Origin of the sequence: Pseudomonas sp. NY15181 (assembly GCF_048068055.1) — a bacterium.
Classification (GTDB): domain Bacteria; phylum Pseudomonadota; class Gammaproteobacteria; order Pseudomonadales; family Pseudomonadaceae; genus Pseudomonas.
The window spans coordinates 641,861-654,108 of the sequence record NZ_JBLUPT010000001.1 but is presented as its reverse complement, the minus strand read 5'-3'; the positions used below and the strand labels follow the sequence as shown (position 1 = coordinate 654,108).

Below are 12,248 nucleotides of genomic sequence, written 5' to 3'. Positions count from 1 at the left end.
ACCGTCGTACGGCGACATGCCGGGCCCCCGCGGGGAGTGGCCGGCGATGACCCGGCCCGGGAGGAAGTAGCGTGACCATGATCATCCAGGAACGCGGCAGCCCCGCGCCCGGCGACCCACGCCTGAGCCATGACGACCCCCTGCTCGACGGCCTGTTGATCCTCTGCCGCCTGCACGGCTGCACGGTCAGCCGCAATACCCTCTCGGCCGGCCTGCCCCTGCCCGACCAGCGCCTGTCCGCCAGCCTGCTGCCCCGCGCGGCGGCCCGCGCCGGGCTGCAGGGACGCCTGCTGCGCCGCGAGCTGAAGAGCATCTCCAACCTCAACCTACCGGTGCTGCTGCTGCTCAACGACGGCCGCAGCGCGGTGCTCCGCCAATGGCGCGACGACGGCCAGGCGCTGATCCTGCCCTGCGAGACCGAAGGCGGCGAGCAGTCCGTCAGCGTCGACGAACTGGCCGCCCAATACAGCGGCCAGGCCCTGTTCGCCCGCCCGCGCCACGAACTGGAAGCCGCGCGCAAACCGCTGGTGCCCCGGGTGGAGGCCTGGTTCCGCGACACCCTCAGCCTGTCGCGCTGGCTGTATACCGACGCACTGGTGGCCAGCCTGCTGATCAACCTGCTGGGCATGCTGGTGCCGCTGTTCGTCATGCAGACCTACGACCGCGTGGTGCCCAACCAGGCGCTCTCGACGCTCTGGGTACTGGCCGCCGGCCTGCTGCTGGGGACGATGTTCGAACTGCTGCTGCGGGTGCTGCGCTCCAACCTGCTGGACATGGCCGGCAAGAAGACCGACGTGGTGCTCTCGGCGACCCTGTTCGAACGCATCACCGGCATGTCGATGGTCGCCAAGCCGGAAACCATCGGCGGCTTCGCCCAGAGCATCCACGACTTCCAGGGCCTGCGCGAATTCCTCACCGCCCTGACCCTGACCAGCCTGATCGACCTGCCCTTCTCCCTCCTGATGATCCTGGTCATCGGCCTGCTCGGCGGCTGGCTCATCGCGATTCCGCTGCTGGCCTTCCCGATCACCATCGTCTTCGCCCTGATCATCCAGAGCCGCCTGCGCGACACGGTGCAGAAGAGCCTGGCCCTGGGCGCCGAGCGCCAGGCCCTGCTGATCGAAACCCTCGGCGGCCTGGAAACCCTCAAGGCCTGCGGCGCCGAGAGCGAGCGCCAGTACCGCTGGGAAAGCACCCACGGCGCCCTCGCCCGCCTGGACAACCACGCCCGCTTCCTCTCCGCGCTGGCCACCAACGGCACCCTGTTCCTGCAGCAGTTCGCCGGCATGGCGATGATCTGCGCCGGGGTCTACAGCATCCTCGACGGCAACCTCAGCGTCGGTGCGCTGGTCGCCAGCTACATGCTCAACAGCCGCGTGCTCGCCCCGCTCGGGCAGATCGCCGGGCTGATCACCCGTTACCAGCAGGCGCGCCTGACCATGACCAGCACCGACGCGCTGATGGCCCTGCCGCAGGAGCGCCAGCCGCGCCAACGCCCGCTGGAACGCACACAACTGCATGGTGCCCTGGAAGTCCGCCAGCTCAACTTCAGCTACATGGGCCAGAACACCCCGGCGTTGAACCACGTCGGCCTGCGCCTGGCTCCGGGCGAGAAGGTCGGGATCATCGGCAAGAGCGGCTCCGGCAAGAGCACCTTCGGCCGGCTGCTGATGGGCTTCTACCAACCCGACGAAGGGCAGATCCTGCTCGACGGCCTGGACCTACGGCAGATCGACGTCGCCGACCTGCGCCAGCAAATCGGCTATGTGGCCCATGACCTGCCGCTGCTGGCCGGCAGTCTGCGTGACAACCTGACCCTCGGCGCGCGCTACATCAGCGACGCGCGGATGCTGGAAGTGGCCGACCTGACCGGCGTCAGCGAACTGGCCCGGCAACACCCACTGGGCTTCGACCGCCCGGTGGGCGAGCGCGGCCAACTGCTCTCCGGCGGCCAGCGCCAGGCCGTGCTGATGGCCCGCGCGATGCTGCTCGACCCACCGATCCTGCTGCTCGACGAACCCACCAGCGCCATGGACAACAGCAGCGAGGAAATCCTCCGCAAGCGCCTGCACGAGGCCTGCCGCGACAAGACCCTGCTGCTGGTCACCCACCGCACCTCGATGCTCAGCCTGGTCGACCGCCTGCTGGTCTTCGACAGCGGCCGCATCGTCGCTGACGGCCCGAAAGACGCGGTCATCGAAGCATTGCGCAAGGGCCACGTCGGCCCGGCAGCGGGGTAATCGCCATGCAGTTCTCCCAATCGATCCGCGACTACCTGGGTGGCAACGGTGCCCGCGACACCGAGTTCATGCCGGAGGTCCAGGGCACCCTGCTGGAAGACTCGCCCAACGCCACCCGCATCACCCTCTGGGCGGCGTTCGCCCTGCTGGTGGTAGCCATCGTCTGGGCCTACTTCGCCGATATCGAGGAAGTAACCAAGGGCGAAGGCAAGGCCATCCCCTCCTCCAAGGTGCAGACCATCCAGAACCTGGAAGGCGGCATCGTCTCGGAGATCTTCGTCCGCGAAGGCCAGGTGGTGAACAAAGGCCAGTCGTTGCTGCGTCTGGACGACACCCGTTTCGCCTCCAACAAGGGCGAGACCGAGGCCGACCGCAATTCCCTGGAAGCCCGCGTTGAGCGGCTGAGCGCGGAAGCCGAAGGCCGCGAACCGGTGTTCACCGATGCACTGAAGAAAGATGCGCCGCAGGTGGTGGAAGACCAGATGGCCCTCTACCAGACCCGCCAGCAGCGGCAGAACAGCGAGCAGAACATCCTCCAGGAACAGCTGCGGCAGAAGACCCAGGAGCTCCAGGAGTTCCGCGCCAAGGTGCAGCAATACCGCTCAAGCCTCGGCCTGGTGCAGCAGGAGATCAACATGTCCGAGCCGCTGGTGAAGAGCGGCGCCGTCTCCCCGGTGGAACTGCTGCGCCTGCGCCGCAGCGCCGTGGAAATCGGCGGCGACCTCAACGCCACCAGCCTGGCGATTCCCCGCGCCGAAGCGGCGGTGAACGAAATCCAGCGCAAGATCGAGGAGTCGAAACTCGGCTTTCGCAGCGACGCACTGAAAGAGCTCAACGAGGTACGCACCGACTTCAACAAACTCACCGCCACCAGCCGCGCCATCGACGACAAGGTCAACCGCACCCTGGTGGTCTCGCCCATGCGCGGCATCGTCAAGCAGCTCAAGGTCAACACCATCGGCGGCGTGGTGCAGCCGGGCAGCGACATGGTGGAAATCGTCCCGCTGGAGGACAACCTGCTGGTGGAGGCGCGGGTGCGCCCGCAGGACATCGCCTTCCTCCACCCGGGCCAGCAGGCGACCGTGAAGTTCACCGCCTACGACTACACCATCTACGGCGGGCTCAAGGCCAAGCTGGAACTGATCAGCGCCGACACCATCACCGACGACAAGGGCAACAGCTTCTATCTGATCCAGGTACGCACCGACAAGAACCACCTGGGCACCGACGCCAAGCCGCTGCTGATCATCCCCGGCATGGTGGCGACGGTGGACATCATCACCGGCGAGAAGAGCGTGCTGGATTACATCCTCAAGCCGGTGTTGAAGGCGCGGTGGGAGGCGTTGCGGGAGCGGTGAGTTCTGGGACGTTCAATGCTCGGGCCTTCCCCTCACCCCAACCCTCTCCCTGGGGGAGAGGGGGCAGTACGTGCCGACTGGAAAGGTGACGCTCCCTGCACCCATGGAGCCAGGCGAACTCAGTAGAAGCGCTTGACTCAGGGCGGTCCCCTCTCCCCTTGGGAGACGACTGCATGGATGCAGGAGGTAGGGCGACGCAGGATGCCCAAGCCGAGGGTTAGGGTGAGGGGCTCTTAACTCTACCGCCTCACTCCGCATCCCCCCGCCAATGCGCCCCCGGCCCCTCCTCCGCCAACCTGTCCCCCGGATTACGCAACGGGCACGCCTCCATCGACAAGCAACCACACCCAATGCAGCCATCCAGCTGATCGCGCAACAACAGCAGCTTCTCGATCCGCTCGTTCAGGTCATCCCGCCAGCGCGCCGACAAGCGCGCCCAGTCCGCCGCCGTCGGGTTGTGCCCGGTGGGCAGCGAACCCAGTGCCTCGGCGATCTCGCCCAGGGGGATGCCAACTCTTTGCGCGACCTTGATCACCGCCACCCGCCGCAGCGTATCGCGTGAATAACGGCGCTGGTTGCCGGCACTGCGCGTGCTGGCGATCAGCCCCTTGGCTTCATAAAAGTGCAGCGCGGAAACGGCCACGCCAGCGCGCTTGGCCAGCTCACCAACGCTCAGGTCGCGGTGCATCGAACAAGGAGAAGATTTCTTCATGGGCTATTGACCTCAACTTAAGTTGAGGTTTTACCCTCGCCTGGCATTCGGTTCAAGACAGGAGCCAAGAACCATGACCCAGCCCAGCCCGACCAACGCCCAGGCCTGCGTCGACAATCCGCACTTCGTCCTGCAGATCGAGATCGGCGTGACGCCGCAGCAGCGCGCGCACATCGCCGCGAAACTGGGTGATTACCTGGAGCACCTCCAGCAACTGTTCCACCTGCGCCCCGGCTACCTCGCCAGCGAACTGCACACCGAAGACGAACCGCAACGCCTGGTCGGCCGCCTGCACTGGCGCCGCCGGGAGGACTGGGAAGCCGCCTGGGATTGCCGCAGCACCGCCAGCGACCTGTTCGCCGACAGCCTGCTCAAGCTCGGTGCGCGAAGCATTCGTTTCGGCAGTGGTGACACCGGACTTTGAGCGCCACGTAGGGCGTACAACCGTTCGCGGTTGTACGCCGATACACCGCGCTCCATCGCCATCGCCGAGGCCTGCCCCGGAGTGCGCGGAGACCAAAGCCAATCGGCGTATAACGCGGAGCGTTATACGCCCTACGCCTGCACGATTCGCTCCGAAGAGCCGCTTATGCCTCGTCCGGCAGGCTCATATGCAGCAATGGGAACGGCCGTCCTTCACCGTCGGTGGGCGAACGCCCGGTCTGGACGAAACCGTAGTGCAGGTAGAACCCCACCGCCTGCGGATTCTGCTCGTTGACGTCGACGCTCAGGGAGTCGCGGGACTCACGCGCGAAGTCGAGCAGCCGGGAACCAATTCCATGCCCCCGCAACTCGGGATCGATGAAGAGCATTTCCACATGGTTCTCGTTGAGCCCGATGAACCCCAGCGGATGATCGTCGTTATCCACCGCCACCCAGACCTCGACGGCGGGCAGGTACAGGTCGCGGACCTGAGGCAGCAGATCGTCGATGTCGGACGCCTGGAGGAAGTGGTGGGTAGCGCGTACGGCGCGCAACCAGATGTCGAGCAGACGCAGATTGTCCGCGGCGATGCGTTGGCGAATGAGCATGAAATCGTCCTGATTCAGCTGATCAATAGGCAATGGCACGCCAGCCAAGGGCGGCCGTTGGAGCGTCGGCAGCGTGAATGACCGCTTCGCGAATCAACGCCTGGGCGGTACACGGCAGAGGCAGCCGGGAAGGAAGGGAAGTCGATCCTAGCCAGCCACGCCCGGCGGGTAAAGCCCTCACTCGCGGTACCAGCGCCAGGCGTCGTCCACGCACTCCAGGCGAGCCTCCAGCTCCAGCCGGGCAAGGAAGGCGTCGTCGTGGGACACCACCAGCAACGCGCCCCGATACTGCCGCAGCAGCGCCTCCAGTGCCTCGCGGGACGGCAGGTCGAGATGGTTGTCCGGCTCGTCCAGCAACAGCAGCTGCGCCGGCTGCTCCGCGTAGATCTCGCAAGCCAGCGCCGCCTTCAACCGCTCGCCGCCGCTGAGCAACCCAGTGGGCTGATCGACCCGCGCCGCCGACAGGCCCAGCTGCGCCAGCCGGGTACGCAGCACGGACTGATCCACCGCCCGATTGCGCGCCTGCAGCAACTCCAGCACCGAGCACTCCGGGACGAGCGCTCCCAGATGCTGATCCAGGTAGGCGCTGTGAACCTTCACCTCGCACAGGCCCGAAGCCGGGCTCAGCTCGCCTGCGATGACCTTGAGCAAGGTCGACTTGCCGCTGCCATTGCGACCGGTCACCGCCACTCGGCGCGGCCCTGCCAGTTGCAGATCGAGCGGCGCGGCATTGCCATAGGGCAGGCGCACACCGTCCAGCAACAGCACGCCGCGTTGCTCCGGCAGCTCGCAGTCCGGCGCGGTGAGCGTCACCTCAAGCTCCTCGCGCAATTGGCCGAAAGCCTCCCGCACCTCGCGCGCCAGCTGCTCGCGACGATCGCCGTGCTGGGTGCTCAAGCGAGCGATGCTGGTCTGGCTGCGCTCCTTCTGCCGGTCGACGAGGATCTTTGCCTGGTTGGCTTCGCGGGCGTCCTTCCGCCCTTTCGCCTGACGATGTTCCTGGCGCTCGCGCTGCTCCTGCATGGCCCGCTGCTGACGGTCGCGCTCCAGCTTGCGGCGCTGCAATTCGCGCTGCGCATTGTCCTGCTCCTGCTGGCGGAGGTCCTGGTAGGCACCGTAGCCGCCGGCGTAGCTGCGCAGCCCGGCGCAGGACAGTTCGGCGATCCGCTGCATATCGTCCAGCAGCAGGCGGTCGTGGCTGATCAGGACCAGCCCGCCGCGCCAGCGCTGCAATTGCTCGCGCAGCCCTTCGCGTCCGGCGCGGTCGAGATGGTTGCTCGGCTCGTCAAGGATCAGCCAGTCCGCCGCGCAGAGCCAGGCGCCGAGCAGCGCCACCCGAGTGCATTCGCCCCCACTCAGCTGTGCGGTCGGCGTGTCGGGCGTCAGGTGCCCGAGCCCGCTGGCAGCCAGTTCAGCGTCCAGGCGCGCATGAATATCCCACTGGCCGTCGAGGCGCTCGAAGTCGGCGGGATCGACGCTTCCCGCCTCGACTCGCGCCAGCGCATCCAGCAACGGCTGCACGCCAGCGAGGTCTGCCACGCTGCGGAACGCCTGCGGCTCGATGCGCTGCGGCAGGTAATGCGCCGGCCCGGAACGCAGGCAGCGCCCGGCGCTGGGCAGCAACTGACCGGCCATGATCCGCGCCAGCACGGACTTGCCCACGCCATTTCGCCCGACCAGCGCGGTCCGACGGTCATCGAAGGTTTCGTTGAGATCGCTCAACAGCGGCTCGCCGCTGGGCAATTGGAAAGAGACGCCTTGCAGCGCCAGGGTGAAGGGGCTCGTCATATGCCATCCAGATTGATGCCGGAAATCCCCCAGGCGAAACCTGGGACGGAAACGGGCCGTGAAACCACGGCGGCATCAGTTGCGCATCGGACGAACACCTCGCGAAGGGGAATGAGGGGCGCAGTATAACGCGCGTGCCGTCGCCCCTACGAGAGAGTTCGTGCTCGGGTCAGCCCTCACCCTAACCCACTCCCAGGGGGAGAGGAGACTGTTCGGTGCAGGATGAAGCGCTGGCGTCAGCCGGCACGAGCGGCTACCTCTCCCTATGGGAGAGGGCTGGGGTGAGGGGAATGCATTGGCACGGACTTGCCTGCAGCAGGCAGTTACTCCTAATAAAAGCGGATCAGCGGCGCGGCCCGTGGTTCCGCTGGAAGGTCTCCTCCCCCATCGCGGCTATCTGCCCCTCGATCAGCGCCTCGAACGGCCGCAGCAGCTGTGCGTGGGACTGCGGCGCATCCAGCGCGTCGAGGGCATGCACTACCGCCTCGATGGTCGACAACGCGCCCTCGGCCGGCGCCTTGCGCAGACGGTAGCGCGATGTCAGCCCGTCCGGCAGCACCACGCGGGGCAGCGAAGCCAGGCCGGGGTTGAGGTGCAGCAGCTTGCGCGCCTTGCGCCAGGTACCGTCGGGGACGACCAGCAGGCGCGGCTTATCCACAGGGCGCGCGGCCACATCGGTCAAGGCAACGGCGGATTCGCCCGGGAACAGCAGCCATGCATCCCAGGCAGACAGGTCAAGATCACTGAAATCTTCGCCGACCAGGAGCTGCGCATTGGCCAGGCCGAGCACCGCCAATCGCGCAGTGTTCAGCGCATGGCCGACCTCGCTCGGGTGCTGCAGCAGAAGCACGCGGGTGCGGTTGTCCAGGTGCGGGATCAACGCGCACAGGCAGTGCGTCAGCGGGCGCTCGCAGCGCGGGCAGCGGGCGCGGCTCATGGCGTGTTCGGCTGCGTACGCAGCAGATCGCGGAAGTTCTGGATCAGCGGTTCGCGGGTGCGCCCACGGCGCAGGATCAGGGAGAACGGCGCCTGGTAGCCGAAAGTGGTCGGAAGCAACGCACGCAGACGGCCCTGATCCACCCAGGGATGGGCGTAATGCTCGGGCAGGTAGCCGATGTAGCCGCCGGAGAGAATAAGGATCAGCTGCGCCTCCATACTCTCCACGGTGCCGGCGCTGTGCTTGAAGCCGTGCCGCGCCAGCTCCGCCTGGCTCCAGTAGCCGCGGCCGACCATACGCTGCTGGGTGATCAGCTCGGCGGGGATGCGCCGGCCATCGAACAGCGGGTGACGGTCGCTGCAGTACAGCCAGTGCTGTTCTCTATAGAGAGGCTGGTAGACCAGACCGTTCATCCGGCTGAAGAAGGAGCCGATGGCCAGGTCCAGGCGGTTGTCCAGCACCGCCAGCTGCAATTCGTAGGGGCTCTGTACCTGCAGGTGCAGGTGCACCGCCGGGTGCAGGCTGCTGAAGGCACCGATCACTTCGGCCAGCGGCAGCGCCGGGTCGCTCACGGTGGAGTCCAGCACGCCGAGGTTGAGGGTCCCGCGCAGCTCGCCCTTCAAGGTGGCGGCGTAGCGCTCGAAGCCCTCCAGCTCGCCGAGGATGCGCAGGGTCTCCTGGTAGAACAGCTCGCCCTTGCTGGTCAGCCCGAAACCACCGCGGCCCCGATGACAGAGCACGATGCCCAGGTGGTTCTCCAGCTGGCTCATGTAGGTGCTGATCGCTGAGGTCGACAGGTTCAGCTCCTGCTGGGCGGCGGCGAAGCCCTGGCTGCGCACCACGCAGGCAAAGATTCGCAGCAACTTGATGTCGGGCAGTGCACTGGCGCTCATGACGACTCCGTAAAACGGCGGCAAAGCCGCTCTAGTTCAGTACTTTCTGTACCAGCGAAACGGATGATAGTAAGCCACCTATCTATTCAAGAACCACAGGCCACGCGCCCGGCGGGCCGGACCCTGCGGCAAGGTGGCGCAGTCTAGCGACGAAGGAAAGTTTAGAAAACTCTGAACTGATTATTTGTAGCCAGCGATTTTTCTCACTACCCAACCTGATGAGAATCCGACCTCAGTATCAACAAGCCTGTTTCCACGAAGACAGCGATCAGCCTGAGGCCCTCCCCATGGACAAGAAACTTCACCAGCCCCTGGGCGGTAACGAAATGCCGCGTTTCGGCGGCATCGCCACCATGATGCGCCTGCCGCATATCCAGTCCCCCGAAGAGCTCAACAAGCTGGACGCCGCCTTCGTCGGCGTGCCCCTGGACATCGGCACTTCCCTGCGCTCCGGCACCCGTTTCGGGCCGCGCGAAATCCGCGCCGAGTCGGTGATGATCCGTCCGTACAACATGGCCACCGGCGCCGCGCCGTTCGATTCGCTGAACATCGCCGACATCGGTGACGTGGCGATCAACACCTTCAACCTGCTGGAAGCCGTACGCATCATCGAGGAAGCCTACGACGGTATCCTCGACCGCGGCATCATCCCGCTGACCCTGGGTGGCGACCACACCATCACCCTGCCGATCCTGCGTGCCATCCACAAGAAGCACGGCAAGGTCGGCCTGGTGCACATCGACGCCCACGCCGATGTGAACGATCACATGTTCGGCGAGAAGATCGCCCACGGCACCACCTTCCGCCGTGCGGTGGAAGAAGGCCTGCTGGACTGCGACCGCGTGGTGCAGATTGGCCTGCGTGCGCAGGGCTACACCGCCGAAGACTTCAACTGGAGCCGCAAACAGGGCTTCCGCGTGGTGCAGGCCGAAGAGTGCTGGCACAAGTCGCTGGCCCCGCTGATGGCCGAAGTACGCGAGAAAGTCGGCGGCGGCCCGGTTTACCTGTCCTTCGACATCGACGGTATCGACCCGGCCTGGGCACCCGGTACCGGCACCCCGGAAATCGGCGGCCTGACCACCATCCAGGCGATGGAAATCGTGCGTGGCTGCCAGGGCCTGGACATCATCGGCTGCGACCTGGTGGAAGTCTCCCCGCCCTACGACACCACCGGCAACACCTCGCTGCTCGGCGCCAACCTGCTGTACGAAATGCTCTGCATCCTCCCGGGCGTAGAGCGCCGCTGAGCGCACGAGCACACACATGAATAACGATGCCTGCGTAGCGCAGGTGCTGGAGGCTGCCCGCGATCTAGTGGCAGCCTTTGCGCGCACCGACACCGAAGCCTACTTCGCCGCCTTCAGCGAAGACGCCAGCTTCATCTTCCACACCTGGCCGCAGCCGCTGCTCTCGCGCGCGGCGTACCGCGAGGTGTGGGAAGGCTGGCTGCGTGACGATGGCTTCGAAGTCCTCGAATGCCAGTCCAGCAATACCTTTGTCAGCCTGCAAGGCGAAGACGTGGCCGTGTTCTGCCACGACGTCGCCACGCGGCTGCGCATCCAGGGAGTGGAAAGCCTGAACCACGAACGGGAGACCATCGTCTTCCGCCGTGATCCGAAACAAGGCCGTTGGCTGGCCACGCACGAGCACCTGTCACCGTCTCCGACGCCATAAAGACAGGGCATCCCGGGAGGAAGTCATGGATAACAAGAACAACGCGCACGCCATCACAACGATCGAGACATTCGGGGTCGAACAGATCCCGGATCACGAACGTAACGCTACGCCCACCGATCTGTTCCGCATGATCTTCGGTGGTTCCAACACCTTTGCCACCGCCGTGCTCGGCAGCTTCCCGGTTCTCTTCGGGCTGTCGTTCCAGGCCGGCGTCTGGGCCATCGTCCTCGGCGTGCTGGTCGGCTCGCTGATCCTTGCGCCCATGGGCCTGTTCGGCCCGCTCAACGGCACCAACAACGCGGTCTCCTCGGGCGCCCACTTCGGCGTGCACGGGCGGATCGTCGGTTCGTTCCTGTCGCTGCTCACCGCGATCGCGTTCTTCTCCCTCTCCGTCTGGAGCTCGGGCGATGCGCTGATCGGCGGCGCCAAGCGCCTGTTCGCCCTGCCGGAAACCGACCTGACCCTGGGCCTGGCCTACGGCCTGTTCGCCGTGCTGGTGCTGATCGTCTGCATCTACGGCTTCCGCTTCATGCTGCTGGTCAACAAGATCGCCGTATGGGCCGCGAGCCTGCTGTTCCTGCTCGGCGTGTTCGCCTTCGCAGGCCCGTTCGATGCCAGCTACGCCGGCACCGTGCAGATGGGCGGCGAAGGTTTCTGGGCCGCCTTCATCGGCTCCGCCCTGCTGGCCATGAGCAACCCGGTGTCCTTCGGCGCCTTCCTCGGTGACTGGGCGCGTTACATCCCGCGCGAGGCCTCGCAGAAGCGCATCATGCTGGCGGTGATCGGCTCCCAGGTGGCGACCCTGATCCCCTTCATGTTCGGCCTGACCACCGCCACCATCGTCGCGGTCAGCGCGCCGGACTACATCGCCCAGAACAACTACGTCGGCGGCCTGCTGGCGGTATCGCCGAGCTGGTTCTTCCTGCCGGTGTGCCTGATCGCAGTGATCGGCGGCATGTCCACCGGCACCACCTCGCTGTACGGCACGGGCCTGGACATGTCCAGCGTGTTCCCGCGCCTGCTCAACCGCGTACAGGCCACCCTGCTGATCGGCGTGCTGTCCATCGCCTTCATCTTCATCGGCCGCTTCGCCGCCAACCTGGTGCAGAGCGTGTCCACCTTCGCCGTGCTGATCATCACCTGCACCAGCCCCTGGATGGTGATCATGATCCTCGGCCTGGTCATCCGTCGTGGCTTCTACCACGCCGACGACCTGCAGGTGTTCACCCGTGGCCAGCAAGGCGGTGCCTACTGGTTCCACAACGGCTGGAACTGGCGCGGCATGGGCGCCTGGATTCCGAGCGCGGCGCTGGGCCTGTGCTTCGTCAACCTGCCGGGCCAGTTCGTCGGTCCGCTGGGTAACCTGGCTGGCGGTATCGACATCAGCCTGCCGGTCACCCTCGGCGTCGCTGCCCTGCTCTACATCGCCCTGCTCAGAACCTTCCCGGAACCCGCTGGCGTGTATGGCCCCCAAGGCCCGCGCTGGGTCGGCAGCCATGATCGTCCCGTACTGGGCATCAGCGAACCGACCGCCTGATCGACCGCCTGCCCGAGGCGGAGCAATACCCCAAAAGCCCCATCGGACCGACCTCCGTCGGTCCGATGAATCACC

At 66.1% G+C, this 12,248-nt stretch carries 11 protein-coding genes; 6 read left to right on the top strand and 5 right to left on the bottom strand.

Features of this window, described 5'->3' with window-relative positions; translation table 11 throughout:
• The first annotated feature begins 77 nt into the window (after positions 1-77).
• Both ACNFBT_RS03065 and ACNFBT_RS03060 read left to right on the top strand, forming a co-directional pair.
• Positions 78-2,240, top strand: a complete 2,163-nt coding sequence (locus ACNFBT_RS03065) for a type I secretion system permease/ATPase (protein ID WP_416747190.1) — start codon at positions 78-80, stop codon at positions 2,238-2,240.
• Positions 2,241-2,245: 5 nt separating this feature from the next.
• Positions 2,246-3,598: an HlyD family type I secretion periplasmic adaptor subunit gene (locus tag ACNFBT_RS03060; RefSeq protein WP_416746330.1), complete on the top strand. Its 1,353-nt coding sequence runs from the start codon at positions 2,246-2,248 to the stop codon at positions 3,596-3,598.
• Positions 3,599-3,845: 247 nt separating this feature from the next.
• On the opposite strand, the gene soxR is transcribed toward ACNFBT_RS03060, so the two are convergent.
• Complete coding sequence (gene soxR, locus ACNFBT_RS03055) at positions 3,846-4,286, bottom strand: redox-sensitive transcriptional activator SoxR (RefSeq protein WP_416747188.1); 441 nt, start codon at positions 4,284-4,286, stop codon at positions 3,846-3,848.
• Between the two features lie 97 nt (positions 4,287-4,383).
• On the opposite strand from soxR, the gene ACNFBT_RS03050 reads away from it, so the two are divergent.
• Positions 4,384-4,734, top strand: coding sequence for an antibiotic biosynthesis monooxygenase (locus ACNFBT_RS03050; protein WP_416746328.1), 351 nt, complete (start codon positions 4,384-4,386; stop codon positions 4,732-4,734).
• A 163-nt stretch (positions 4,735-4,897) separates the two neighbouring features.
• Here the strand turns inward: ACNFBT_RS03050 and ACNFBT_RS03045 are convergent, their stop codons facing one another.
• The 4 genes from ACNFBT_RS03045 to ACNFBT_RS03030 form a co-directional block, all read right to left on the bottom strand.
• Entirely contained in the window at positions 4,898-5,341 is a 444-nt protein-coding gene (locus tag ACNFBT_RS03045) for an acetyltransferase (RefSeq protein WP_416746326.1), read from the bottom strand.
• 177 nt (positions 5,342-5,518) lie between these two features.
• Complete coding sequence (locus ACNFBT_RS03040) at positions 5,519-7,129, bottom strand: ABC-F family ATP-binding cassette domain-containing protein (RefSeq protein WP_416746324.1); 1,611 nt, start codon at positions 7,127-7,129, stop codon at positions 5,519-5,521.
• Between the two features lie 343 nt (positions 7,130-7,472).
• Entirely contained in the window at positions 7,473-8,066 is a 594-nt protein-coding gene (locus tag ACNFBT_RS03035; protein WP_416746322.1) for a tRNA-uridine aminocarboxypropyltransferase, read from the bottom strand.
• Positions 8,063-8,959, bottom strand: coding sequence for a LysR family transcriptional regulator (locus ACNFBT_RS03030; RefSeq protein ID WP_416746320.1), 897 nt, complete (start codon positions 8,957-8,959; stop codon positions 8,063-8,065). The genes ACNFBT_RS03035 and ACNFBT_RS03030 overlap by 4 nt, the downstream gene beginning before the upstream one ends.
• Positions 8,960-9,246: 287 nt before the next feature.
• Here ACNFBT_RS03030 and speB point away from each other — a divergent pair, with 287 nt between their 5' ends.
• From speB to ACNFBT_RS03015, 3 genes are read left to right on the top strand one after another with little or no spacing between them, the layout of a single operon-like run.
• The gene (gene speB, locus ACNFBT_RS03025) at positions 9,247-10,206 is read left to right on the top strand and encodes an agmatinase (protein WP_416746318.1); all 960 of its coding nucleotides are present in this window, start codon (positions 9,247-9,249) and stop codon (positions 10,204-10,206) included.
• Positions 10,207-10,222: 16 nt separating this feature from the next.
• Entirely contained in the window at positions 10,223-10,633 is a 411-nt protein-coding gene (locus ACNFBT_RS03020) for a YybH family protein (RefSeq protein WP_416746316.1), read from the top strand.
• 25 nt (positions 10,634-10,658) lie between these two features.
• Positions 10,659-12,173: a purine-cytosine permease family protein gene (locus ACNFBT_RS03015; RefSeq protein WP_416746314.1), complete on the top strand. Its 1,515-nt coding sequence runs from the start codon at positions 10,659-10,661 to the stop codon at positions 12,171-12,173.
• The last annotated feature ends 75 nt before the right edge of the window (positions 12,174-12,248 follow it).

Excerpts from the sequence above, each read along its gene's own strand:
- ACNFBT_RS03065 (WP_416747190.1), top strand. The coding sequence starts at position 78 with ATGATCATCCAGGAACGCGGCAGCCCCGCGCCCGGCGACCCACGCCTG.
- ACNFBT_RS03060 (WP_416746330.1), top strand. The coding sequence starts at position 2,246 with ATGCAGTTCTCCCAATCGATCCGCGACTACCTGGGTGGCAACGGTGCC.
- soxR (WP_416747188.1), bottom strand. The coding sequence starts at position 4,286 with ATGCACCGCGACCTGAGCGTTGGTGAGCTGGCCAAGCGCGCTGGCGTG.
- ACNFBT_RS03050 (WP_416746328.1), top strand. The coding sequence starts at position 4,384 with ATGACCCAGCCCAGCCCGACCAACGCCCAGGCCTGCGTCGACAATCCG.
- ACNFBT_RS03045 (WP_416746326.1), bottom strand. The coding sequence starts at position 5,341 with ATGCTCATTCGCCAACGCATCGCCGCGGACAATCTGCGTCTGCTCGAC.
- ACNFBT_RS03040 (WP_416746324.1), bottom strand. The coding sequence starts at position 7,129 with ATGACGAGCCCCTTCACCCTGGCGCTGCAAGGCGTCTCTTTCCAATTG.
- ACNFBT_RS03035 (WP_416746322.1), bottom strand. The coding sequence starts at position 8,066 with ATGAGCCGCGCCCGCTGCCCGCGCTGCGAGCGCCCGCTGACGCACTGC.
- ACNFBT_RS03030 (WP_416746320.1), bottom strand. The coding sequence starts at position 8,959 with ATGAGCGCCAGTGCACTGCCCGACATCAAGTTGCTGCGAATCTTTGCC.
- speB (WP_416746318.1), top strand. The coding sequence starts at position 9,247 with ATGGACAAGAAACTTCACCAGCCCCTGGGCGGTAACGAAATGCCGCGT.
- ACNFBT_RS03020 (WP_416746316.1), top strand. The coding sequence starts at position 10,223 with ATGAATAACGATGCCTGCGTAGCGCAGGTGCTGGAGGCTGCCCGCGAT.
- ACNFBT_RS03015 (WP_416746314.1), top strand. The coding sequence starts at position 10,659 with ATGGATAACAAGAACAACGCGCACGCCATCACAACGATCGAGACATTC.